A 24,782-nucleotide genomic window follows, 5' to 3' on the forward strand; every position below is an offset into this window, starting at 1 on the left:
AGTGCTAGCTCTTGCGCTGGGCAAAATAGGCGCCGCAAAACGCCATCACGGCGCCGAGGCACAGCGCGGCGAGACCGGCGAGCACGGCGGAAACGGTCGAGACCGTGCTCGGCGCCGCCGCGGCCTGGCCGGCGCCGGCCAGCATCAGCACGCCGACCACGATCAGGAACTGGCGCATCCGCTGCGGGATCTGGCCGGCCACCGCGCTGTGCATCAGATTGGCAGTGAAGTAGCCGCCCGAAAACCCGACGCTCGCGATCAGCCACCAGGCGATCGCCGCGCCAGCCGGCATGAACTCGTGGCTATCGGAGCGCCACAGGCCGCCGAGATCGAGCCCGTAGCGCGCGCCGAGCATGTGCACGGCAAGCGCCAGCAGCACGCCGGATATCATCGCGCCGCCGAGGATGAGGTAACGCGGAAAATAGGTCGTCTCGGGCATGGCTCGCTTGTAGGATAGGCGTGACATCCCATGCAAGCGCGCGGAGGTGTCTGAACAGGTGGAACGGCGGATTGCCAACAACGTTGCAGGACCGGCCGGAGGCAGGCGAGGGCGCGCCGGTGCGCTATGCCTACAAGGCCTCATTGATCGGCTCGGCGCACCAGTTCGAACTGACCAGGGACGGGCTGTCGTGGCGGATCGCCGGCAGGTCGGGCGTGTGGGATTACAGCGACATCTCCGCCGTCAAACTGTCCTACCGTCCGGTCTCGATGCAGCAGCAGCGGTTTCGCGCCGACATCGACAATGCCAAGGGCGGGCGGATCGCGATCCTGTCGACCACCTGGCAGACCGCGACGCTCATCGCACCGCAAGGACATCTCTACCGCGACTTCATCGTCGAGCTGCATCGCCGGATGCAGGCGGCGGGCAGCACGGCCAGGCTCGTCGGAGGCCTCGGGCCGAAGACATACACCGCGGCGCTGGCGCTGCTGGCGTGCCTTGCGGTGGCAATGACCGGATTGCTGGTGATGGCGCTGCTGGCTGCGAACTGGATGGGCGCGCTGTTCCTGGTCGGCTTTGCCGCGCTGTTCACCTGGCAGGTCGGCGGCTTCGTCACCCGCAACCGCCCGCGGCGCTACCGCTTCGATCAATTGCCCGATGGGCTTTTGCCGAAGCCGGTTCGCAATCAAGCGCAATGAATGGAAGAAGGCCGGTACGTCGCAGTGCAGACGCGATGTCATTCCGTCGAATCAAAATCCTCCTCGGTCGCGCTCAGCATTCCCGCCAACGTCCGCAGGCCGAGGTCGAGTTGCTCCATCGGCGGCGCGGCGAGCGCAAGCCGCACCGCATTGGGCGCGTGTCCCGGCGTGGCGGCGAAGGTGGTCGACGGCGTCAGCGCGATGTCGCGTCGTGCCGCGGCCGCGACCAGGGTCTGCGAGCGCCAGTGCGGCGGCAAGGTCAGCCACAGATGATAGGATTTCGGGTTGGTCTGGATCTCGAAATCGGCCAGGTGCTTGGCCGCGATCTGCTGGCGGCGGCCGGCGTCGATCCGCTTCAGCCGTGACAGTTCGGCGGCGGTGCCGTCGGCCATCAGCCGCTGTCCGGCGGCGAAGGCGTAGCCTGATGCCGTCCAGCCGCCCGAGCGCACCGCGGCCATGATGCTTTCGCGCAGCCGCGGCGGCGGGACGATGAAGCCGAGCGCGAGGCCGGGCGCGACCTTCTTCGACAAACTGTCGAGCACGATGCAGCTGTCCGGCGCGAGCGCGGCCAGCGGCACCTCGTCGTCGAGGAATCCGTAGACGCCAATCCTCGATGACGACGAGGCCGAGCTTCTCCACCACGCGCAACAGCTCGGCGCGGCGCTCGGCCGGCATCGTGATGCTGAGCGGGTTCTGGATCGTGGGCTGGATGTAGAGCGCGGACAGATGCGCCTCGCGGTGCGCCTTCTGCACTGCGTCCGGGCGCACGCCATGCTCGTCCATCGCAAGCGGCACCAGCGCGATGCCGAGCCGTGCGGCAATGCCCTTCACGAACGGATAGGTCAGCGCCTCGACGCCGCAGCGTCCGCCGGGCGGCACGACGGCGGCGAGCGCGGAGGCGATGCATTGCCGGCCATTGGCGGTGAACACGATCTGGTCGGGATTTGGCGCCCAGCTCTTGCGCGCGAGGAATTCCGCGGAGATCGTGCGCGCCGCCCGCGTGCCGAAACTGGTCGCCGGCCGCAGCGCGCCCTCGAGCACCTCGGGCCGCTCCAGCCCTTCGAGGCTCTTGGCGATCATCGTCGCCTGATGCGGCAGCAGCGGATAGTTGAATTCGAGATCGATGCGGGCGCCGCGTGGTTCGGTCGGAGCGGCGATGCCGCGGCGCGCTTCGCCGGACACGAAGGTGCCGCGGCCGACTTCACCGACCACCAGCCCGCGCCGCAACAGCTCGGTGTAGACCCGGCTCGCAGTGGAGACCGCGATGTTGCGGTCATAGGCGAAATGGCGTTGCGGCGGCAGGCGGTCGCCCGCCTTCAGCGCGCCGCTGGCGATCTCGGCGGCGACCGCATCCGCCAGCTTCAGATATTCGAACCTCGACATTATTGCACCGAGAGCAATGTTTTGCTTGCTCCGAGCAATGTACCGGATCATTTAAGAGCGAACAAGCCCATGATTGCACCGAGGAGCGCGCAAGCGATCCGAGGTTACGACGGCGCAGGTGTCGAAACGGCATTTGCGTCAACGGCATAGCTTTGTCGTTTGGGCATCGAAGGAGATGACAATGACGACGATATACTCAGCGGCCGCATCGCCCGCGCGGCCCAGCATGATGGGCGGATTGCTCCGATTGCTCCGAGTGTGGGGCGATGCACTCGCGACCTATTGGGTGCGCCGGGAGGCGATCAAGACGCTGCGCCAGCTCGATGACCGGACCCTGCGCGATATCGGAATCTCGCGCTGCCAGATCGAGCCCGCCGTCGCCGGCGACCTCGATATGGAGCTGGTGCGGATCCGCTGAACAGAAGCGTGGTGCGACGGCTTCGCGTGATCGGAGCGGTCGCATCGCAGACGGCCGCGATGGCTCGCTGCGCGGCTTTAACCAACCAGTGTTTGAGCGTGGCGAAGAACTGTTCAGATTGGGTCGCGTCCGGACAGTTGGTGCCGGTTGCAGAATTCACCGAAACTACACCAAAGATGCAGAAGAACCCCGGTTTGTCGCCGCCGTCGCTCCAAGGTTGTGGCGCTCTATGCTAGCGTATTAGTTGCGTACGCTAGCGTTGTAGTTGGGGACCGATGGCCGCTCGCAGATTGTCGCAAGGGCAGGTCCCCCGACCCGGGAAGCGCGCCGCCGCTGGCATGAGGAGCGATCGCTGCGGTGCGCCATCAGATTGGCCCGCATGGGCTACTGGGAGTCGCAGAGTGCCGCGGCGACCGATTTCTGGATATCGCCCGAGCTCGCCGCCTTCTACGAATTCGAAACGGTCGACGGCTTCATTCCCATCGCCACGGTGCGCGAGCGCTATCTGCCTGAAAGCCGGAAGGTTCTGGAGGCGCATTACGCGGCCTGCTGGGCGGAGGGGCGGCCCTATGCGGTGCGGACGAGGCTCCGCAGTTCCGATGGCCGCCTGCTCGACTGCGTGGTGCATGGCGAGCCGGAATTCGACGCGCGCGGTCAGGTCCGGCGCGTGTCGGGCATTGTCCGCGACGTCACCGAGGAGACTTCCGCGCTGCGGCGCCTGACGGAGAGCGAGCAACGGCTGGCCGATTTTGTCTCGACCGCCTCGGACTGGTGCTGGGAGAGCGACGCGGCCCACCGGCTGCTGCCCTATCCCAAATCGCTGGCCGGCAATGCGGCCTTCCAGACCGTGGCGTCCGGCGGCAAGGCGCGCTGGGAACTGACTTATGCGCCCGAGGACGGGGAGGCCATGGCGCGGCACCGGGCCGACATGGAGGCCCATCGCCCTTTTCGCGACTTCACCTATACGCTGATCGGCGAGGACGGGTCGCGCGTCAGCATCTGCACCAGCGGCAAGCCCATCTACGCCGATGATGGCACCTTTCTCGGCTATCGCGGCACGTCCAGCGACATCACCCAGCTCAGGGCGGCCAAGGCTTTGCTCGACCAGCGCACGCGAGCGCTGGAGGAGGCCCATCGGCTCGGCAAGATCGGCACCTGGAGCTACCGCCTGGACACCGGCCGTACGACCTGGGCGCCCGAACTCTACCAGCTTCTCGGCTTCGGCCCCGACACGTTCGAGCCGACCGATGAGAGCATGAGGCCCTATTTCGTGGACGGCGACGCCGACCGCTTCAAGGACCTGCAGAGGAGGGTCGTCCGCACCCGAAGGACCGAGGCCACCGACCTGCGCATCCTGCACGCGGACGGCACGGCCCGCGATCTGGCTGTCATCTGCAAGGCGGAGGTTGCCCACGACAAGGTCATCGGCATCATCGGCACCGTGCAGGACGTCACCGAGCGCAAGGAGGCCGAGCGACAACTCGAGCAGCTCGCCTATACCGACCCTTTGACCGGGCTCGCCAATCGCGCGCTGTTCACGCGCCAGCTCGCCGCCCTGATCGAAGGCTGCGCCCGGCAAGACCGGGGCGCCGCGCTGCTGCTCATTGATCTCGATCGCTTCAAGGAGGTCAATGATTCCCTCGGCCATGCCGCCGGCGACAAATTGCTGATCCAGGTAGCGGCTGCGCTGCGGCAGGAACTGGGGCCGCGCGCCTTCATCGCCCGGCTCGGCGGCGACGAATTCGCCGTGCTGGCGGAGGGACGCGGCATGTCCGACGTCGCGCTGACCGGGCTTGCCGATCGGCTCATCGGCAAGCTGTCCGTCCCCGTCGATCTCGCCGAGGGCGAGGCCTTCGTCGGCGCCACCATCGGCATCGCCCGCCTGCCGGAGCATGGGGCGACGGCGGAGACCGCCGTGCGCAATGCGGACCTGGCGCTCTATATGGCCAAGGAGGCCGGGCGCGGCCGGGCGCAACTGTTCGAGCCGGTCTATGCCCAGGCAGTCGATCAAAGGCTCGATCTCGGCCGGCATCTGCGCCACGCGGTTGAGGCCGGCACCCTTCAGGCGCATTACCAGCCGCAAGTGGACCTGAGGACCGGCCGCGTCACCAGCTTCGAGGCGCTGCTGCGCTGGACCCATCCCGAGCGCGGACCAATCTCTCCGGCGGAGTTCATCCCGATCGCCGAAAGCTCCGGGCTCATCGTCGATCTCGGCCTGTGGGTGCTGCGCGAGGCCTGCCGACAGGGCCGCGCCTGGCTCGATGCCGGGTTGCCGCCGCGCTCCGTCTCGGTCAACGTCTCGCCGGCGCAGATCTGGAACGTGGATTTCGATGCGGCCGTCGCGGCTGTGCTGGCGGAGACCGGCTTTCCGGCGAAGCTGCTCTGCCTGGAGCTGACCGAAAGCCTGTTCGTGGATCATACCGAGCAGCGGATCAGCCGCACGCTGACGGCGCTCTCCGGTCTCGGCGTCCGGCTGGCGCTGGACGATTTCGGCTCGGGCTATTCCTCGCTCGGCTATCTCACGCGCCTGCCGTTCCACTGGCTGAAGGTGGACCGCGCCTTCGTGGACGGCATTTCCAGCGCGCCGGAGAAGCGCAAGCTGCTCGGCGGCATCATCGCCCTATCGCACGGGCTGGGCATGACTGTCGTGGCGGAGGGAGCCGAATTGCCGGCCGAAGTGGACGTGCTCGGCGGGCTCGATTGCGATCTGGTGCAGGGCTTCGTGTTTTCCCCGCCCGTCACCGCCGACAAGGCGCCGCTGGTGGCGGCCAGCATCGAGCGCGAGGCGTGCCGGATCCAGAAAAAACGCAATCGCCTTTAGGCGAACACCGCTTTGGCAGCATTGTTTTGCCCGTGGCTTTGCCTCGATGATCGCAACTGACGAATTAGCTAAGCCGTGTACTCTTCAATCGGAGTTGGATGAGGGGACGCTTGATGTCCGCACTCGCCCTGACAGCGGCGATAAGGCGGACCTCGCCGGAGGTTCGAGAAGGGCGAGATGCAGTCATTTGGTCGCCCGACTTAGGAGCGCGGCAAGGAGCAAGTGAAGAGCGACGGCGGGCCACAGCAAAAGGCCGGTCGCTCCTCCTACTAAGCCAAGGTATCCAAGGTACAATCCGACTAACAGGCTATAGCTCAACATCCCGGCGGGCGGCGGCCCTGGCCAGCACGCGATCCCCAAAGCGACCAAGGCAAGGCCTGCAACGCGCGCAACAGGTACTGCGAGGCCTGTTAGCCGTTCACCCAGCAACAACTGCCCGACCAGCGCAGGGGCGATCAATAATGCCAGCCCGGTAGAGGCCTCGGCGACAGCGGCGAAAGTCAGAGCTTTCTTCATCGTTTCGCCCGCCGTGCGAGGCAACAAGCAATGATCGGCGCTGTTACGGCTTTGCCTTGGCCTCTTGTTCCGGTGTGAACGGTTCGAGCTTGAAGGTGAGCTTGTCGATCTTGCCGGTGAACTTGAATGGTGGTTCGTAGCGGTACTCGATCATTGCGACGCCGGAGCGGGTGTCCAAGCCGACATCGAAAGTTTCGTCCTCCGGGAAGGTGACGGGGATGGTATTCTTCATGGTTTCCCTGGCCACTTCCTTTCCGTCCACGGACAGTACGCCGGTCCCGCCCTTGCCTAACCCTGGACCATCGCATTTAAAGTCGAAGACGATGATGTGCTTGCCTGCGCTTAATTCCGGCCCTTCCCACATGGTGCGCTTGAGGTCGAGCAGGTTGTAGAGGAACACCGCCTTGCCGCGGCCAATGCCGGCTTCGCCCTTGCTCAGGAACAGGCCATAGCCGCCGAAGCGCCCGCCCTCGGTGACGATCATGCCTTCTGCGCCGCCCTCTGGGATCGTGACCTCAGCCGTGATGGTGTAGGACTTGCCCAGGATGCTCGGTGCCGCACTTGCGGGCACACCACTCAATTCGCCCGAATAGGTGAAGACCGTTCGTCCCGCCGTGAGATTTGGGCGCGGCGCGTTCCAGCGCGCAAGCGTCGAGTTGTCGAGCGGCAGCACGTTGTATTTCTTCGCCTCGGAGTAGAATAGGTCCTGCATCTGCTTGAGCTTGTCCGGCATCTTGGCGGCCAGATCGTTGAACTGGGTCGGATCCTCCTGCACGTTGTAGAGTTCCCAATTGTAGCCGGTGATCACATCCGGCGGCGTCTTGTTGCTCAATTCCCAAGGGAGCGTCGCGGGCGTCGTGGCGGCCACCCAACCGTCCAGATAGATCGCCCGATTGCCAAGCATCTCGAAGTATTGCGTCGTGTGTTGGCTGGGCGCGTTGGCACTCGCCTTGTCCCACGTATACTTCATGCTGACCCCTTCGATGGGGATCTGCTTGATGCCGTTGATCGTGTCTGGTTGCGGAATGCCCGTGGCCTCCAGGACGGTCGGCACGATATCGATGACGTGGTGAAATTGGCGCCGGATGCCGCCCAGATCATTGATGTGGCCGGGCCACGACATCACCATGCCCTGCGCCGTGCCGCCGAAATGCGACGGCACCTGCTTTACCCACTTGAACGGAGTGTCCATCGCCCACGCCCACGGGGCCGCAAAGTGCGGGAATGTCCTGTCCGATCCCCAGAACTCGTACCAGAGAAGCTGGTCCTTCACTGGCACCGCAACGCCATTAAACGTAGTGAATTCATTCGGCGTGCCGTTGATCATACCTTCGGCGCTCGCGCCATTGTCGCCGCCGATATAGATGATCAGGGTGTTGTCCAGTTCGCCGAGGTCTTCAACGGCTTGAATGACACGACCGATTTCATGATCGGCATAGGCCAGATAAGCACCATAGACATCAGCTTGCTTGATGAAGAGTTTCTTCTCCTCAAAGCCGAGAGAATCCCACTGCGGCAATTCTTTTGGCCACGGGGTCAGCTTGGCGTTCTCGGGCATGATGCCCAATCGCTTTTGGTTGGCGAAGATGGTCTCGCGCACCTTGTTCCAACCCTCGTCGAACAAGTGCATATCGCCGATCTTCTTGATCCATTCCGGCGTCGGATGATGCGGCGCATGGGTGGCGCCCGGCACGTAGTAGACAAAGAAAGGTTTGTCGGGCGCGATCTCCTTGAGCTGCTTCATATGCTGGATGGCATCGTCCGCCATCGCCGTTTCCAGATTCCACTTGGCGTTACCTTCGAACGGATAGATCGCTGTCGTGTTGCGAAACAGGTTCGGTTGCCACTGGCTGGCGTCGCCGCCGACGAAACCGTAGAAATAGTCGAACCCCATGCCATTCGGCCATTGATTGAAGGGCCCGGCTTGGCTCGATTGGTAGGACGGTGTGTTGTGGTCCTTGCCGAACCACGACGTTGCATATCCGTTGGCCTTCAGGGTCGTACCGATGGTGCCCTTTTCAATCGGGATAATCGAGTCGTAGCCGGGGAATCCCGTCGAAACTTCGCCAACCACTCCGAAGCCAACGGAGTGGTGGTTGCGCCCCGTGATAAGGGCCGCCCGCGTCGGCGAGCACAGGGAGGCGGAATGAAAATTGGTGTAGCGCAGACCGGCCTTTGCGATGCGATCCATGGCAGGCGTGGGGATGACGCCGCCGAATGTGCTTGGCGCACCGAAGCCCTGATCATCTGTCATGATGAGCAGCACGTTTGGCGCGCCTTTCGGAGGCACCACGCGCGGAGCCCACCAAGGTGTCGAGTCGGAGGCTTTCTCCTTGATGATGCCGCCGAATTTCGGGTCGGGCGGCGGCAGCTGCTTTCCGTCGATCGTGGTTGTGGCGCTGGGAGAACCCGGTACATCCGTGACTTGTTGAGCTGAAGCCGAGCCCCAACCGAGGGCGAGAAGACAGGAGCCGACAAACGCACTGCGAATGACGTCCATGGCGGCAAACTCCTGCGCATCTGCGGAAAAGAGACGCAGATTGCTCTCGTCGAGCTCAGCACCTTTGATATAGATCAACCTGGACCAATCGTTGCGACGCGGTATGCAATCCGGCGTGATGATCGAATGCCACGCGGCGAAGCCCGCTTCGGGTCACACTCGGAAGTTGGCGGGCCTTCCGCTGAAGTCCGCTAGACTCGAGTGAGCAGACATCCGCAGACCGCGCGATGAGGTCCGAAAGGGGCCAACAGGCAACACCGTCGCTGTCAGCCGGGGCTCAAGCCTTTGGCCTTGATCACCGCGATGGCCGTCTGAGACATCAAATAAGCCACAAACGCCTTGGCGGCTTCTGGTTCTTTACAGTTCGCGGCGATACCTGCCGCGTAGACGACCTCCCGCTGTACTTCGGCCGGGAATGGGCCAACCACATCCAAGCGGGGATCGTTCAGCACGTTAAGGAGGAATACGGCGAGCTGGGCGTCGCCGTTGGCAACCGCCTCGACGATCAGCGCGGGCGTTGGCTGCGCCTTGGTCTTGGCTTTCATCTCTTCGGTGATGCCAAGGCGCTCATATATGCTGGAAAGCTGGGTGCCGGTGGCGCTCGCCGGTATGGAGGCGATAGACTGCGCCTTGAGCAGCGTCTGCTTGAGTCCCTCCGGCGTGCTAATGTCGGGTTTAGGCGCACCCGCGCGGATCGCGACGCCGATGCCCACCCGGGCGACGTCGGGCGTCGGTCCTGGCGCGACCTGTGCCCGCGCGGCAGCGTCTTTCCAGACATCTTGAGGCACGACACCAAGATCGAACGGACCGCCGCTCGTGGCCATCTTGATTAATTCTGGGGTCGTGCCGTAGCGAATAACGATCTTGTGGCCTGAAGCGCGCTCGAACTGGGAGGCTATCACGCCCAAGGCACCCGCGATGCCGCCGCCCGCGATGATCTGAAGTTCAGCAGTTTGCGCGCCACTTACCGATAACAGAATAAGGATCGATCCAAGGCCGAAAATGACCGAAGACTTGCCCACGATGCCTCCTCTCATCGCGGTACGCTGAACCGCGATCGTCAATGACGCCAAACTCGCAAATGCATCTGTGCTTTGCGGCCTCCACGGGTCTTGATCAGTTCGTCTAAGATCTCCCGCCACCGCCTCGGCAAACAGGACGATAATAGCGGATCAAACGGTGCAATTGATAGGGTCTGAGGCGCCTTCGAGGGGTGCATCAGTCAAACTCGGAAGTCGGAACGCGCGATCGCGACGTCCGCTTCACTCCCGGCACCGGACCTTCAATAGCCAGCGCGGCACTTCCGAGAAGGGCCACCAGGCGACATCGGCTCAGGAACAAATTCAGCGCCGCGGTTCGCGATGTCGTGAACGCGTTTCGCGGGGCTTGGGTATCGGCGAAACAATCGCCCGCCGGACGAAACGACTTTTCCAAAGCCGCGAAATTATCCAAGAACAGATTGGGCGTACTGTACTCGTGTGATTTCGCCATCGGTCGATCACGGTGGGAGCTGATCAAGATACTTTCCCGAATGGGCTGCCTATCTCCGTTGCAGGTGCTGCGAAAAAATTCAGCTGTCATCCGGATCCCCGAGGGCGAATAATCTTGTTGGTGCGGGCGCGCTTGTGAACGATTTCACTGCGCCGTTGTGCCTGCCCGGCGATACTGCCTTGCGTATTGAATGGAAGTATTTGCAGGAGGGTTGTCATGAAGATTGCAATTCCCGCAATTCCCCACTCTACGATTCGATCCACATTGCCTGTCGGCAATCACGGCGGCTTGATCACCGTCGGATACGTGGTTTTGGCGCTCATCGCGATCGCTGCGATCTACTTGGCAGCGGAGCAGTCGGGTGTCACCCAAGCTGAGCTCGCGATTGCGACGGCATTACCGTGACCAATGATCGCCTGCGACTGACCACGTGGTGCCTTGCTGTATCCGTCATCACGGCGGTCTGCGTATGGACCTTGATCGGTTCGCCTGAAAACCGAACCGAACACTCCTGGCACCATTTTTCGTCGGAAATGGCCGCACGCAACTAAAGCGTTTTCGAACGAAGCGAATACCGGCCCGCGTGAAGAAACGCTTCAAACGGGAATCTAGAGCTCCGTTCCGATTCCGTCGAACGGAAGCAGCTCTGGGCATGAGCCCGTGAAGGCACATGGTGGTCCGCGAATGGACGGACCACCAAATTATTCCGCGCAAAATGATTTTGGAGACGATTGCCATGCTTGAACAGATTGCTCGCGTACTCTTGTGGCTTTCCGTGGGTGAAATTGCCGCCAGGTCTGGCTTGTGGCCGCTTCCCGCGCCTGTCACCGGCCTCATTCTGCTCTATGCCGAACTCGTGGTTCGGGGACGGCTGCCCGATGATCTGGGTATCCTTGCAGACCGACTGCTTCAGTTTCTGGGCATGTTGTTTGTGCCGGCAGGCGTCGGCGTGATCGCCTATTTGGATGTCTTTAAGACCGAAAGCAACGCCAATTTTGGCCGCGGTGATTGGAGGTACCGCCATTACTCTTTTTGTCACGATGGTTGTTGTGAACCGGCTCGGCCGAACGATTGCAATGAGTCGAGAGCCCGGGTCCGAACGCGTCGAGGGAGCAGCACGCGATGTCAACGCTTGATCTGACAAGTTTGACCTGGGTCAGCCTGGCTGACCAACCGATCCTGGAAACGGGTGCGACCGTATTCGCTTTCTTGGCAGCAACTCGCATATCGCGCCTCGGCGGCAATCACCCGTTGCTCAACCCGACCCTTCTGGCGATCGTCCTCATTTCGCTCGGCCTCGAAGCGACACATATCCCTTACAAGACGTATTTGCGCGGCGCTGATCCGATACACTTTATGTTGGGGCCTGCGGTCGTTCTGTTGGCCGTACCGCTATTTCGTCAGCGGGCCGTGATCCGCGCTTCCGCACGGTTGATCGCGGTCGGACTGGGTGTCGGGTTGCCCGTTGGGGTCCTGAGCGCTGTCGGCATTGCCTGGGTGATGGGGGCAAGGTCGCAGACCATCCTTTCCTTGGCGCCCAAGTCGGTCACGGCCGGAATTGCGGTCGGCATTTCCGAGCAGATCGGTGGTCTGCAAACGCTTACGATTGTGCTTGTGATCATGACCGGCATTACCGGAGCTGTCCTCGGCCCCCTTATCGCGCGCCTTGCTCGTGTTGACGATCCGCGTGTCGTTGGCCTGACCATGGGCATTGCCTCCCACGGAATCGGAACCGCGCGGGCACTCCAGATCAACGAGGTCGCTGGTGCCTTTTCCGGGCTCGGGATGGGCTTAAATGGCGTACTCACGGCCATCCTGCTTCCATTGATCTTTCGGCTGTTCTGAATTGTCGACCAACGACCGGGATAGACGCCAATATATCTGACACAGTCGTTTTTCTGTTGTTTGAGTTAGGACTGCCTCCTGCATGTTAGGTACCGCCTGAAAAGGCGACTTCTGCTGTGGGCCCAAACTCGGAAGTCGGAACGCGCGATCGCGACGTCCGCTTCACTCCCGGCACCGGACCTTCAATAGCCAGCGCGGCACTTCCGAGAAGGGCCAGGAGGCGACTTGCCACTAACAAACAGCAACCGTTTCCGTCAATTCAATTGGTCAGCTGCGCTTCTGGAAATTTCCATTTTCCGTTCAGGATGTCGGCGCGCGGTCGGTACAGACGAGCGGTGTAGTTCCAGCCGGGCATGATGTGAAGATAGTTCGACGCCTTTGGGTCGCCGCCGAAGTGAATTGTGATCTGCCCGTCCTTATCCTTCTGCGCCGTTACGTTGTTGACCGAGATTGCGTCTTCGGGAGCCTCATAGAGCCCCTTTGAATTGTAGACCGTGATCGACCAGAATCCATCGACGGGCACATCCTTCACGGTCAGCGTGTATGCTTTCTGCCCATCGTTCTCCTTTGGGTTTACGCTTATGTACAATGCATCTTGCTCGCGGTTGCCACCCCAGCCTGCGGCAGTTCCGGCAAGGTGGCGCACCTCGTCAACGTCACCTCTGTCACCGAACACGCGGCGACTATCGGGCACAAATCGCATAAGGCCAAGCAATGCATCGTGAAGGCCCTTGCGCTGCGTTTGGTCCCAGTCTGGCAGGTCGAGTTTTCCTCGGTCGCCCTGCGTAACCTTGATGGCGTCTTGGAGTTTCCTTCCGGCTTCCAGATCAGCGGGGCTGTTCGGGTCCATGAACGTGCGGATGGCGACCGCAGCATACCGAGTGCCGATCTTGTCGCGAGTAAGCGTGATCTTACCAGCCTTATAAGAGACCAGTTTGATGTAATGGTCTTCGTTGATGACCACCAACGATCGAAACCGGGCGCCCGCTTCCGGCAATTCAATTGTGACCGGCGAATTCAAGTCAAACACACCACCACTATAGGGCGTATCACGGTTCAATCTGACAATATCCTGTTTATCGATCGGCTTTGGCCCTCTATCGTGGCACAGCACGCCCAAGCATCCGGCGTCGGCCCGAAGCTTGAAGTAGAAATCGGTCTCAACTCGGTTGAAATTGTCAACCGTGACCTGTTCGGCGGCAAATGAGGTCTGGGACAAGACCAATAACGTGCCGACTATCGTCGCCAGATGCTTCATAGCGGCTCTCCATTTAGGCTGTCCTTTGGCATTTTGGCGCGGTTGACCGTTGAGCCAAGTCAAAAAGGCTATTGCTCGCGTCTCTTAGCAATTAGACTTAGACAACATTGTCCGCGTGCGAACTATTAATCCGCCGCTAGTCGGTTCAGGGTCAAACTCGGAAGTCGAAACGCGCCACCTACACCAGACATTCGACAGGCCAGGAGCACTATTCAAGATGATGCTGCCAGTGAGCGGGCGGGATTAGGCGCACGCGCCTATGCGAACTTCTTCAGTACCGCGCTGAAGCGAACGCTGCGCTTGCCGACAAGCGCAGTCGCTTCCGCGATCGCGCCTTCATCGGTGTAGGTGCCAGAAAAGCCGATGCCGACCTCGTAGCCGCCGAACAGCGGCCGCTCGCCCACGCTTGGCGTGTGCTCGTGATTGACGAGTTCTCCCTTCCACCGGCCGTTCGCACTGGTGTAGGCGCCGATGTAATCGAAAAACGCGTCGCCACCGTGAATCCGGCCGTCGTGCAGCATCATGACGCCGGTATTGCCGCCATCGATACCATCAAGCATCCGAATGTGGATGGAATAGAGGCCGTTGCTGATGCCGCCTTGTCCGACTGGCGTGATGGGCGGTGCGGCCTCCTCGCTGATGGGGGTCATCAACGCGTAGAAGGCAACGCCAGGTAATTGCGGCGCGCCACCTTCAAAATAATATTGCTCGCCCTGCTGCCGACCCTTGAGCGTCAGCGTGACGATGTCAGTCTTTAATAAGGGTTGGAAGTTCGGATCCTTGTTGTGGCGCAACGTCAACATGTCAGCCAATATCTCGCCGCCAGCAGACTCCTTGAAGGTGCCGATGAATGCGAAGGCCGAACTGCCGCCCATCATCTTGCCGTCATAGAAATAGAGGACGCCACGGCGGGAACCGTGCACCGTATGCATCTCGACCTTGTAAAGTCCCTTCAGCATTTCCGCTCCGGCCGAAATCCTGGCCTGCGGGCTGTTCTCTCCGCCACGCCATAAGACCGATTTCATCGCGCCTGGGCTGAACTTCAACATAGCCTAGCGCTTCCTTCACGTTCGTCGAGGGAAGTTACTCCCACGCGGCGATATAGGCGATAAGGGAATATCGCTTGTTGTGGTAGATCAAGCGAGAATGTCACGATGTCCGAGAATGGGATGGACCGGCCGTGCTCCCGCCAAACCCGCGAGCATACTTGTGGGGGGAATCAGGAGGAGGAACACGCCCATGCCACACAAGTTTGACACCGCAGTCGTCACCATTGGTATCGATCCCGGCAAGAACACACTGCACATGGTTGGCCTCGACGCCCGAGGAGAGATCGTGCTGCGTGAGAAGGTGGCCCGCACCAAAATTGTGTCTCGGCTCGCGAATGTGCCGCCATGCCTGATCGGGATAGAGGCAGGCATGGGAACGCACTATGTGACCCGCGAACTGCTTGCCCTCAACCACGACGTGAGACAGGTGCCGCCGGTCTACGCCAGGCCTTTCCGGCAGACCCACAAGAATGATTTTCGAGATGCGCATGCGGTTGCTGAAGCCGTGCAACGTCCGACGACACGGTGCGTGCCGCCGAAAACGGACGAGCATCTCGATCTCCAGGCATTGCACCGTGTGCGCTACCGCCTGGTGGGCGAGCGGACCGCGATCATCAATCAGATTCGCTGCTTTCTCCTGGAGCACGGCCTCACCGTGAGGCAACAGTTCCACTGGTTGCGCCATGCATTGCCAGACATCCTTTCCCAACGCACAGACGTCCTGTCACCGCGGATGGTTCGCATCCTAGAAGATCTGGCTCAAGACTGGCGCCGCCTCGACGATCGCATCGAGGCCGTGAGTGGCGAAATCGAAGCGCTTGCCCAGACCACGGAGTCTTGTCGGCACTTGATGACAATACCGGGCATAGGTCCGATCATCTCGAGCGCCGTCGTCGCCGCGATCGGCAATGGCATTGCCTTCACACGCGGCCGCGATTTTGCGGCATGGCTCGGTTTGGTCCCTAAGCAGATATCGACAGGTGATCGAACGATTCTCGGGCGCATCACCAAACGCGGCAATCGCTACCTTCGCATGCTCTTCATGCAGGCCGCTCGCGTCGTTCTGCTGCGACCAAGGAACTGGATGAAGCACGGCTTTGGACCTTGGCTTGCCGCTGCGGCTCAACGCCTACACCATAATGTGCTGGCGACGGCTCTGGCTAACAAGCTGGCTCGCATCGCATGGAGCGTGTTGGCACAACATCGTGTATACGAGACGCGTCTCAGCGCAGCAGCGGTATGACATGAGCTCGCTCTGGTTCACCAAAGGGATGACCGCCACCCTTCTCCGCCACCGTCGCTCGCCCATCGGGGCGAGCGAGCGACGGTGGCTCCGAAGGGATGGCTTCAGTCAATCCTAGAGAACATTTGAAATGGGAGATACCCGCCGAAGTCTGCGAGTTGGATTTGAAGAATGGGAGAACGGTCTCGCCGTCGCGTTCGTGATCTGGTGACCCAATTGGCCTTCGAGGGCCTATCCGAGAATGAGATCGGACGCGCGCGGATATCCATGATGGCCAGGAGCGATCTGCTCCACGCAAGGGCCGGATACAGAAGCGCAAGACCAACCACTGTTCTGAAGATTCAGCTTGCAACGCACGGCCGGTCCATACAGTTGGGTCACACACTCGGAAGTCGGAACGCGCAACCGTGAGGTCCGCTTCACCTCCGGCACCGGACCTTCAATAGCCAGCGCGGCACTTCCGAGAAGGGCCAACAGGCGACATTCGCGAACACAGCGTGGTCGTTCACGCGGGTCAGGCGATGGTTGAGCGTGGAAGCCGTGTCACCAGGGGGGCGACACGGCCCATAAGACAAATCGGGTTCCGATGAGTTGTTCTCTTTGCACGAACTGCCCCCGAAACCCCATTGCGATCCCGGCAAGTTCCAGATCAGCCGCTGCGGCTGATGCTCCGGGAAATAGAGTGTCCTAGGCTACTTCATGTATCCTACGTAGTAGATACCGATTGCATTCTTCGATGCGTCCCGGATCGGCTTGTAACCTGTGATGTAGGGCTTACCGAGAATGTCCACCTCTCCGTAGAATGGCTCATCCTTTTTAATTGATTCGATCGCTTTGCCTTTGGGGTCGAGAATGGTTCCGACCGCTCGTGTGCCATCGACCTTTTTAACGTTAGTGGCAACGCGAACGTACTCCTCGCCGCTCTTCACAAATATGGTGGCCGTTCCCTGAGCTTCCTTAACCACTTCATCGACCAAATCGAAATTGTTGTTCATCTTTGTAGTACCAAAATAGATTGCCGGGACTTGCTTGCCAGCAACAGTATCGGTCCCATTGATCTTCGGTGGACCTAGCTTATTCGCCTTTGACTCCAACAGCTCCATTGCAGTCTTGACCTTTGCATCCTGGGCCTGGACGAGGTTCGGAAAGAGCGCTGCTGCCCCAATAAGGCATGCGACTTTTAAGAAACCAAAAAGTTTGAAGTTCATGTGTATTCCTCCCGGTGAAAACGCTGTACTGCTCGGGAGCATCGCCCGTCTGGGCATTGGCTCTCGATCGAGATTACTCAACATGGGTTCGAAGTTTGCATCACGCGATGACCTCGTATGAAAGGACTTGCCTAGCCGTCCCCAATCGTTTTCCTAGTCGCGTGCTTCAAGTCGGGATTCAGACGATCCCAATTTGTAATTAAGACACTCAGCCATATCCAAGCAACGGCTCTTGATGTGGATCAAGGTAGGGCACGGCAATTTAGCGGTGCATTTTCGCATCACTCCGCGATGTCTCAGTTGGGTCAATCGCGTCGTCTTTGCAGTCGGCCAGCTACTTCCGGTCTACCCTCAGCTCCGGACATGTCCCTGCACTGCGCCAACTGTCGCGATGGGCCATGTGTGGACGGCTCTGGGTTGGCAAGAAGAATCTTCACTTTGCGGCGTTGGTCGGAGCGGCCATGTGTTCGGCCTGTTTGCGCGGTTCACATGACCGCTGGCCATAATGCCCTCCGCGGATCAGGTCCCGGTCAAAAGCACGCATTCGAAGATGCCATGGCCCATGTGGGTTGTCCTGATCGCCGGATCGACCGGCGCTGCATTAAGTGCTGTTCGCCCTCCCAACCGTTACGTCACACCGGATGTCCGGTGTAATGTCGTCTCGTCACGCCGCGAGAGCGGCGGGTTCATTGTAACGTTCGTTTCTGGCCATCATTGCCCACGCCATTCTGGCGAGTTTGTTAGCGAGTGCGATGGCCGCGACCTTTGTGGGCCGCCGGGCCAACAATCGAGTGAGCCAGGGCCGGTGATCGGTGCCATGGATCTTGGCATAGCGGATCACGGCGAGCGCGCCAGCCGTGAACAGGCTGCGTAAATAGCGATCCCCTTGTTTGCTGATACCGCCAAGTTTGTCCTTGCCTCCGCTCGACTTCTGCTTCGGCACGAGCCCAACCCAGGCCGAGAAGTCTCGTCCCGATCGGAAAGCCTTGGGATCCGCAATGCTGGCGACCAATGCTGTGGCCAACGCCGGCCCGACACCGGGGATCGCGTCCAGCCGTTTGCTCGTCGTGCTTGATCGATGCCAGGCGATGATGCGTCGGTCGAACTCCAGGATTTGAGCCTTCAGCGCGCGCAATTGACTGCCGAGAGCAGCAAGACATGCACGGGCCACCTCGGGGAGCCGGTGGTCGGCTGTGTCGGCGACGACTTCCAGCAGTTGCTCCACACCCCTGCGCCCCACTGGGGCGACAATCCCGAACTCGGCAAGATAGGCGCGGATTGAATTGATGACGGCAGTCTGTTGGCGGATGAAGAGATGGCGCGCCCGGTGAAGCATCAGACAGCTCTGTTGCTCGACCGTCTTGGTCGGCACGAACCGCATGTTGGGTCTCGTGACCGCCTTGCAAATCGCTTCCGCGTCCGTGGCGTCGTTCTTCTGCCGCTTGACGTAGGGCTTCACATAGGCCGGCGGCATCAATCGCACCGTATGCCCTAACTCCTGCAGCTCGCGGGACCAATGGTGGGATGACGCGCAAGCCTCGATCCCCACCAGGCACGGCGGCAGCTTCTGGAAAAACGCCAGGACGTGGCGACGCCGCAACTGACGGCGTACGACCACTTGGCCCGCTGCATCAACGCCGTGTACTTGGAAGACCGACTTCGCAATATCCAGACCGATCGTCGAAATTGACTGCATAGGCTGCTCATCCGAATCGTGGGAGCTTCAAACAGCGCCCACTCCTTGGCACTCTTGTGCCGGTGGAGGAGCCGTCCACAGCATCAAAAGCTGACTCAGATGCCGATCGGTTCTCCGCTACGAGCAGCAGTCGTGTTCCAATTACCAGATAGTGTCGCGGGAATATTACCCCTCGGCTACGAATACGTACCTGTTGCCATCCTTGGCCAGCGTGCCGACGTTCGGCATCAACCAGTGAGTACCCGAAATAGTGAGCTTGTCGGCGACCGCGCGATCGAAGATCTTCCTTCGCGTTTCGACAGCCATTTGCGGATCCTGGTCGATAGCGAGCTGCCACTCGGGATTTGTTGAAATGTGTGGCGCAAGATTGACCACGTCAGCGCTGATCAGGAACTGTTCGCCGCCGGAGGTGACCAGATGCGCGACCATTCCCGGGCTATGGCCGGGCGCCTGAACGGCGTGCACACCGGGCAGGAGTTCTGGTTCTCCCTCAAAGGTCCTGACGTTTTTCCAAGTCGCCACCGTGGCCTGAATTCGCTGGGCGAGGCCTTTGCGCGTCGGTCCGAGGTCGATCGACTCGACCCCCGGGTGCGTCCACCATTTCAATTCCGCGGCGGGCACCACGATGTCGGCATCCGGGAAGACCTGCGCATCGCTCTCATTGTTCATGAGGCCATAAATGTGGTCGCCGTGGAGATGGGAGATGAGAATCGTCTTGACTGCCTTGGGGTCAAGGCCCGCCGCCGCCATGCTCTCGAATAACCGGCCGTTCCCCTCACCATAAATCGGATGGCCGCCCGTACCCGAGTCGATCAGGACCACTTGATCGCGCAGCTTGAGCGCCATGACGATGAACCGCAGGGGCGCCTGATTGTCGGGAAAACCGGCACCACGCAACACGGTCCTGACCTGTTCGACGCTGACATTCCTGACCATGCCCTCCCGCAGCGGAACGTCACGCATGCCATCGATCAGAGAGAAGATTTCAATGTCGCCGACCTTGTATTTGCGGAAAGGTTGAGCGACGGACTGTTGAGTGTGAGCCGCCTCGACAAACGTGATCGGCTTGTCGAGTCCAAACGCGGCATAAGCACCGGCTGCGCCAAGTGTCACGTCCCGACGCGAGATATCGGACATCGTTCGAGACTCCCCGCTGATTGAATGGATAGCATATCAATGTGGATGTGCGCTGCACAGGGTCGGCTCCGGGTCAAACTCGGAAGTCGGAACGCGCGATCGCGACGTCTGCTTCACCCCCAACGCCGGATTTTCGATAGCCAACGCTCCACTTCCGAAAAGCGTCAAACTGAGACCTCGCACCGGCGGGTCGGCACTTCCAGTCTTGGCTCCGATGCGGACATCGTCACGGCCGTTCGGCATGTTTCAAGAGGGCCAGAAGGAGACATCTATTTTATTCGTGCACGGGCTTCATGCGATGTAATCGCGGGCCGCTCCTACAAGCGGCCCGCGTGAGCTGCTATCTTACGGTTAGTCGCGAGCCAGCGCTCTCTGCGCTTCCATTTCGAGGGCCTCGTACGAAGCCTTTTCGACCGTGATGCCGACCGCCTGAATGGTCCCGCCATGGAATGTCCCGGGCGTCTTGTATTCCGCGCTGACGGCGTCGCCGCTGTCGTAGCCGACGCAGAGGCCGTCGCCCGACAAGGTGAACTTGGCCGCCTGCGTCTTCATTGAACCTTCGGCAACAGCCTTGTCGTTGATGTACAGCTTCATTGTACCGACCGACTCCTTGTGAGGGCCGGCACCCGTGCGTGTGAACTCCATTCCGAGCGTGTACTTGCCGGGCTTCAGTGTCTCTTTGGAGACGAACTTCTGCTCGGGCTTGATGCCGAGGAAGTTGTACACGTAGTAGAGCTTGTGATCCTTGATGAACAGTGCGTGCCCGCCGAAGCGAGAGCCGTGGGCGAAGATCACGCCGCCGGCATCCGCGTCTGATATCTCCACATTGGCGAGGATCTTGTACGAGCGATTGCGCACGTTGACGGCGACGCCTTCCGGCACCGGCGCCGTATCAGGGTAGTAGACGTAACGGTCACGGATTGCTTCGGACGAAGGGCGCTCGATCAGCAGGATTTCGGACGCGGTTCGGTCATCAATCGGCAGAGCCAGATTGGCTCGGGCTTCCTCGTCCCATGCCTTCTTGAGCGCCTCCAGCTTCTCCGGATACTGCTTCGCCAGGTCGGTCGACTCCGAGCGGTCCTCGTCGACGTGATAGAGCTGCCATTGGTCCTGATCGAAGTGTCCCTTGCCGGTGAACGGGGCGTGGACCGCAGCAGCGAGCCAGCCGTCCTCCCACATCCCGCGAGTGCCGAGCATGGAGTAGAACTGCCGCTTTTTCTGCGTCGGCGCATGCGGCGCCGCATCGAATGTGTAGCGCATCGAGACGCCGGAGAGCGGGAACTGCTCCACGCCGCGATAGACCTTGGGCATCTCGAGGCCGACAACGTCGAGGATCGTCGGCACGATGTCGACCGAGTGGTGGTACTGGTCCCGAATTTCGCCACGGGCCTTGATGCCTTTGGGCCAGGAAATGACGAGCGGATCGGCCGTGCCGCCGGAATACTGCGCGTAGCGTTTGAACATTTGAAATGGCGTTGAGAATGCCACTGCCCATCCGGTGGGGAAATGGCCATAGGTGTCCGGTCCCCCGAGCTTGTCGAACAGTTTCATATTCTCGGCCAGGTCATCGGGATAGCCGTTGAAGAACTTGTTCTCGTTGACGGACCCGTTCGGCGTACCCTCGCCTGAGGTGCCGTTGTCGGCGGCGTAGAGAACCATCGTGTTCTCGAGCTGCCCGGTCTTCTCCAGGTAGTCGACGACGCGGCCGATCTGCACATCGGTGTATTCCGACAATCCGGCCCAGACTTCGGCCATGTGCGAGAACAGTTTCTTCTCGTCCGCGTTGAGCGTGTTCCACGGGCGAACGGCATCTGCCGGGTTCGCCTGGGACTCAGGCATCGGGTTGATCGGCGTCAGCTTGGTGTCCTTCGGCACCACGCCCTTCTCGATCATGCGCGCCAGCACCCAGGTGCGATACGCCTCGTAGCCATCGTCGAACTTGCCTTTGTACTTGGCGATGTACTCCTTCGGGGCCTGGTGCGGCGCGTGATTGGCGCCTGGATTGTAGAACATGAACCACGGCTTCGAGGGAGTCGCAGCCTGCTGGTTGCGGATCATCTTGATGGCCTGATCGGCGAGATCCTTGGAAAGATGGTAGCCGTGCTCCGGTGAGGCCGGCGGCTCGATGAAGTGATTGTCCTCAACGAGGTCCGGGTACCACTGGTTAGTCTCCCCGCCGATGAAGCCGTAATAGCGCTCAAATCCCTGACCGAGAGGCCAAGTCTTGCGGTCGCCGCCCTCGGCAACGTCCTGCTCCGGAACGTTATGATTCTTGCCTAACCAGAAGGTGCTGTAGCCGTTGTCCTGAAGGACCTGCGCGATGGTCGCGGCTTGCGGCGGGATGCGACCCGCCCAGCCTGGAAAGCCATTGGAGGCTTCCGTGATGGCGGCCATGCCGTTTAAGGTGTGATTGCGGCCCGTCAGCAGCGTGGACCGGGTTGGCGAACAAAGCGCTACCGTGTGCCACTGCGTATAAGTGATTCCGTTCTGTGCAAGCTTGTCGAGTGTGGGCATGTTGATTCGGCCGCCGTACGGCGACCAGGCGGCAAGGCCAGTGTCGTCGTAGAGGACGAACAGGACGTTCGGTGCGCCCGCTGGTGCCTTCTTCGGCGTGAACGGCCCCCAGTCGGCCTTCGAATCACGAACATCGAGATTAATGGTGCCGTTGAAATCCTTGTACGGCCCCACGGGCTGTGGCTGCTGAGCTAATGCCCCCAAGGAGAATAGCGTGCCTAGCGCGCCAACCATCAAACGAGAAATGGACTTCGCGATTGTTGCGATCCCGCATTGGGTCGAGCATCTGCACGCGGCTTTCATTGTCATGGGACATCCATCGGCGTCGCCTACGCGGGGAGAACAGGCGAAGCACTCACGGTAGACTTATGGGGATGGTTGGGCTTGATCTGTATCAAGCAAGGGATGGGAGCGGAAGCCGGAGCGCGCAGGTAAGTTACGCAAGCTTGGTACGTTCTATTTGTTCTGCTGCAAGTCGGACGTGAGCGCGTTTTGCCAGTCCGTCCAGTTGCGGATCCAACGGCTGACGACCGCGAAGAATAGCCCGGTCGAGAGTCCAAACATGAGAGCGGCTGTCAAGGCCTCAAGCGGCGCGAACATCCGCCAGGGCTCGGGCAATGCAAGACCGCTGCCAATGGTCGTGTAGGCGCCTGCGGAAAAATAAAACGCAGACCCGAGATCGGGAAGGCAGCCTTGCCAGAAATAGAACAAACCCCAGACCGAAATCTCAGCCAGGTGGATCAGAACCAGCCAGCAAGCCAGCGCAATCACAGCTAACGTGACGCGCCGGAAGCCCGATGCGGCCAAGGCGTGCGACCGCATAATGCACCGGAGCAGCGTGTCTAACCCGACCGCGTGAATGGCCACGGTGATCACCACCAGACAAGCAGCGAAGAGAACTGTCAGGAACATTGACGGTCGGCCTGTTTCGACAAATCAAACCTGTCGGGTGAGGGCCAAGGGGAGGGCGGGCCTTACTATTTGCCCCGATTGCGTCAACGGGTCGGATGAGAACTCGGGACGGCTGGCGGCAACATCTAGGAATGAGCAAGCCTCTTGAGCCGAAACGCCAGTGCAACCAAAATCACGCCCATAACAACGGCGTAAGTGCCGATGACCCAAAGCAATGCGAGCGCGCCAGCCCCCGGAGCCATCATGACACCGATACCGAACAGTACCGAAACGACGCCACCCAAAATCAGGTACCACTCGTCGTCGATCTCCTTGCGCAACCTGATCGCGCCGATAATCTGAAACACGCCAGTCGCGATCGCCCAGCCGCCGATGAAATACAGCAGCACAAGCGCAGTAAGACCCGGCATTATGAACACGAGGAGCCCCGTTGCAATGCCAAGCAGGCCGACAATGGCCAGCCACCAGCGTGGTGCCGGCGCGCCACCGGTAATAGCGGCAATTATCGCGAGCGCTCCGTCAACCATCGTAAATGCACCGTAGAACATAATAAGCGTCAGCAGAGTCATGCCTGGCCAGGCGAACGCGAGCACACCGAATATGATCGCGGCGATGCCGCGTAACAGAAGCACCCACCAGTTCTTCGCCAATGCGTGCACCATGACTGACCCAAGGCCCATTCCCGGCGGCCGGCCGATTTGCATCGTGCTCATGACAATCTCGCTCAAGTTGGTTGGACCGCAGCGCTCCAAGCGGTCCTGATCCTGCGCAATAGCCATCTGTGACAGACGGAAAGCAATCAGTGTTGAGCTAAATCAACCGGATTGTGTCCTCTGAAGTTGAGCGCGTGATGTCCGAGTTGGGGTCAAGGTGAGAACTCGACGTGAGCACAATGCGTCCGCTTTCGGGTGCATGGCGCGGGGACGCGGGGCGCAATTTCGGAATATTAGAAGAATATCCCTGAGTTGCCCGACGTGTCAAGTCGCCTGGTCGACCCCCGCCAGCCGCCGGCTACTTTGCATGGGGTTGTTTTCGATATTTTGGCAGCGCCGCCTGCGACGGCCCCATAACTCATCCCGCTTAGTGCCGCACCACGAGCACCGAGCATTTGGCGTAGCGCACCACGTGTCCGGCGTTTGAGCCGAGGAAATAGGTGCGCATCGCCGGGCGGTGCGAGGTCATCACGATCAGGTCGGCCTTCATGGTCGCTGCCTCTTCGAGGATCTCGTGATAGATGCCGCCCTGGCGGACCACGCCCGAGATGCGCCCGGGCGCGATGCCCGATTCGCGCGCGACGATCGCGAGCGCTTCTTCCGATGTTTCACGCTGCTGGCTGTCGAAATCCGCCGGAACATATTCGGCGAGCATCACCGGCGTCATCGGCAATACGTTGAGCAGACGCACCGTTCCGTTCCAGGTTTGCGATAATGTTGCAGCGGTTGCGATCGCCGGCTTCGCCAGATCGGTATCGGCGAGGTCGATCGGCACGAGAATGGACTTGTACATCTGCGCCTCCTGTCCGCGATTGGTCTGGAGCCGTTTGGTACCTGTGCCGGGACGCGCGCCTTCTTGTTCTTGGAGTAGCTTGTCGTGTCGCCGCGAACCGGTCCCCCTGTCGCGCCGAGATCAATATAGCATGGCAGAGCGGCGCTGT

At 60.8% G+C, this 24,782-nt stretch carries 20 protein-coding genes and 1 pseudogene; 7 read left to right on the forward strand and 14 right to left on the reverse strand.

Annotation, left to right across the window (positions count from 1 at the left end; genetic code table 11):
* Positions 1–4 precede the first annotated feature (4 nt).
* The gene (locus ACVWW1_RS03440) at positions 5–439 is read right to left on the reverse strand and encodes a hypothetical protein (RefSeq protein WP_176530199.1); all 435 of its coding nucleotides are present in this window, start codon (positions 437–439) and stop codon (positions 5–7) included.
* A 71-nt stretch (positions 440–510) separates the two neighbouring features.
* Between ACVWW1_RS03440 and ACVWW1_RS03445 the strand changes: the two genes are divergently transcribed.
* Positions 511–1,137: a hypothetical protein gene (locus ACVWW1_RS03445; protein WP_456654865.1), complete on the forward strand. Its 627-nt coding sequence runs from the start codon at positions 511–513 to the stop codon at positions 1,135–1,137.
* Between the two features lie 38 nt (positions 1,138–1,175).
* On the opposite strand, the pseudogene ACVWW1_RS03450 reads toward ACVWW1_RS03445, so the two are convergent.
* Positions 1,176–2,520 (reverse strand): annotated as a pseudogene (locus ACVWW1_RS03450) (aminotransferase-like domain-containing protein).
* 181 nt (positions 2,521–2,701) lie between these two features.
* On the opposite strand from ACVWW1_RS03450, the gene ACVWW1_RS03455 reads away from it, so the two are divergent.
* Both ACVWW1_RS03455 and ACVWW1_RS03460 read left to right on the forward strand, forming a co-directional pair.
* Entirely contained in the window at positions 2,702–2,938 is a 237-nt protein-coding gene (locus ACVWW1_RS03455; protein WP_456654866.1) for a DUF1127 domain-containing protein, read from the forward strand.
* Positions 2,939–3,317: 379 nt separating this feature from the next.
* The gene (locus tag ACVWW1_RS03460) at positions 3,318–5,759 is read left to right on the forward strand and encodes an EAL domain-containing protein (protein WP_456654867.1); all 2,442 of its coding nucleotides are present in this window, start codon (positions 3,318–3,320) and stop codon (positions 5,757–5,759) included.
* Positions 5,760–6,318: 559 nt separating this feature from the next.
* On the opposite strand, the gene ACVWW1_RS03465 is transcribed toward ACVWW1_RS03460, so the two are convergent.
* From ACVWW1_RS03465 to ACVWW1_RS03475, 3 genes are all read right to left on the reverse strand, one after another.
* The gene (locus ACVWW1_RS03465; RefSeq protein WP_456656611.1) at positions 6,319–8,775 is read right to left on the reverse strand and encodes an arylsulfatase; all 2,457 of its coding nucleotides are present in this window, start codon (positions 8,773–8,775) and stop codon (positions 6,319–6,321) included.
* A gap of 266 nt (positions 8,776–9,041) precedes the next feature.
* A complete protein-coding gene (locus ACVWW1_RS03470; RefSeq protein WP_456654868.1) occupies positions 9,042–9,797 on the reverse strand; it encodes a substrate-binding domain-containing protein in 756 nt (251 codons plus the stop codon).
* A 196-nt stretch (positions 9,798–9,993) separates the two neighbouring features.
* The gene (locus tag ACVWW1_RS03475; protein WP_456654869.1) at positions 9,994–10,266 is read right to left on the reverse strand and encodes a hypothetical protein; all 273 of its coding nucleotides are present in this window, start codon (positions 10,264–10,266) and stop codon (positions 9,994–9,996) included.
* A 216-nt stretch (positions 10,267–10,482) separates the two neighbouring features.
* Between ACVWW1_RS03475 and ACVWW1_RS03480 the strand changes: the two genes are divergently transcribed.
* The 3 genes from ACVWW1_RS03480 (at position 10,483) to ACVWW1_RS03490 (ending at position 12,111) form a co-directional block, all read left to right on the forward strand.
* Complete coding sequence (locus tag ACVWW1_RS03480; RefSeq protein WP_456654870.1) at positions 10,483–10,671, forward strand: hypothetical protein; 189 nt, start codon at positions 10,483–10,485, stop codon at positions 10,669–10,671.
* A gap of 265 nt (positions 10,672–10,936) precedes the next feature.
* Positions 10,937–11,407, forward strand: a complete 471-nt coding sequence (locus tag ACVWW1_RS03485) for a CidA/LrgA family protein (RefSeq protein ID WP_456654871.1) — start codon at positions 10,937–10,939, stop codon at positions 11,405–11,407.
* Positions 11,389–12,111 carry an LrgB family protein gene (locus ACVWW1_RS03490; protein WP_092117789.1) on the forward strand — a complete coding sequence of 241 codons (723 nt, stop codon included), beginning with the start codon at positions 11,389–11,391 and terminating at the stop codon, positions 12,109–12,111. The genes ACVWW1_RS03485 and ACVWW1_RS03490 overlap by 19 nt, the downstream gene beginning before the upstream one ends.
* Positions 12,112–12,370: 259 nt before the next feature.
* Here the strand turns inward: ACVWW1_RS03490 and ACVWW1_RS03495 are convergent, their stop codons facing one another.
* Together ACVWW1_RS03495 and ACVWW1_RS03500 are read right to left on the reverse strand one after the other, a co-directional pair.
* Positions 12,371–13,369, reverse strand: a complete 999-nt coding sequence (locus ACVWW1_RS03495; RefSeq protein ID WP_456654872.1) for a DUF1214 domain-containing protein — start codon at positions 13,367–13,369, stop codon at positions 12,371–12,373.
* A 257-nt stretch (positions 13,370–13,626) separates the two neighbouring features.
* Positions 13,627–14,247: a GrlR family regulatory protein gene (locus tag ACVWW1_RS03500; RefSeq protein WP_456654873.1), complete on the reverse strand. Its 621-nt coding sequence runs from the start codon at positions 14,245–14,247 to the stop codon at positions 13,627–13,629.
* A 361-nt stretch (positions 14,248–14,608) separates the two neighbouring features.
* On the opposite strand from ACVWW1_RS03500, the gene ACVWW1_RS03505 reads away from it, so the two are divergent.
* The gene (locus ACVWW1_RS03505; protein WP_456654874.1) at positions 14,609–15,661 is read left to right on the forward strand and encodes an IS110 family RNA-guided transposase; all 1,053 of its coding nucleotides are present in this window, start codon (positions 14,609–14,611) and stop codon (positions 15,659–15,661) included.
* A gap of 692 nt (positions 15,662–16,353) precedes the next feature.
* Here ACVWW1_RS03505 and ACVWW1_RS03510 read toward each other — a convergent pair.
* From ACVWW1_RS03510 to ACVWW1_RS03540, 7 genes are all read right to left on the reverse strand, one after another.
* Complete coding sequence (locus ACVWW1_RS03510) at positions 16,354–16,869, reverse strand: Cache 3/Cache 2 fusion domain-containing protein (protein ID WP_456654875.1); 516 nt, start codon at positions 16,867–16,869, stop codon at positions 16,354–16,356.
* 664 nt (positions 16,870–17,533) lie between these two features.
* Positions 17,534–18,565: an IS110 family RNA-guided transposase gene (locus ACVWW1_RS03515; RefSeq protein WP_456654876.1), complete on the reverse strand. Its 1,032-nt coding sequence runs from the start codon at positions 18,563–18,565 to the stop codon at positions 17,534–17,536.
* Between the two features lie 165 nt (positions 18,566–18,730).
* Positions 18,731–19,702: an MBL fold metallo-hydrolase gene (locus ACVWW1_RS03520; protein WP_456654877.1), complete on the reverse strand. Its 972-nt coding sequence runs from the start codon at positions 19,700–19,702 to the stop codon at positions 18,731–18,733.
* 351 nt (positions 19,703–20,053) lie between these two features.
* Complete coding sequence (locus ACVWW1_RS03525) at positions 20,054–22,525, reverse strand: arylsulfatase (RefSeq protein WP_456654878.1); 2,472 nt, start codon at positions 22,523–22,525, stop codon at positions 20,054–20,056.
* Between the two features lie 147 nt (positions 22,526–22,672).
* A complete protein-coding gene (locus ACVWW1_RS03530) occupies positions 22,673–23,128 on the reverse strand; it encodes an ion channel (RefSeq protein WP_456654879.1) in 456 nt (151 codons plus the stop codon).
* A gap of 125 nt (positions 23,129–23,253) precedes the next feature.
* On the reverse strand, positions 23,254–23,907 hold the full coding sequence (locus tag ACVWW1_RS03535) for an HdeD family acid-resistance protein (RefSeq protein WP_456654880.1): 654 nt from the start codon (positions 23,905–23,907) through the stop codon (positions 23,254–23,256).
* A 301-nt stretch (positions 23,908–24,208) separates the two neighbouring features.
* Positions 24,209–24,634 carry a universal stress protein gene (locus ACVWW1_RS03540; protein WP_038385508.1) on the reverse strand — a complete coding sequence of 142 codons (426 nt, stop codon included), beginning with the start codon at positions 24,632–24,634 and terminating at the stop codon, positions 24,209–24,211.
* Positions 24,635–24,782: the final 148 nt, after the last annotated feature.

This window comes from Bradyrhizobium sp. JR3.5 (assembly GCF_054057015.1).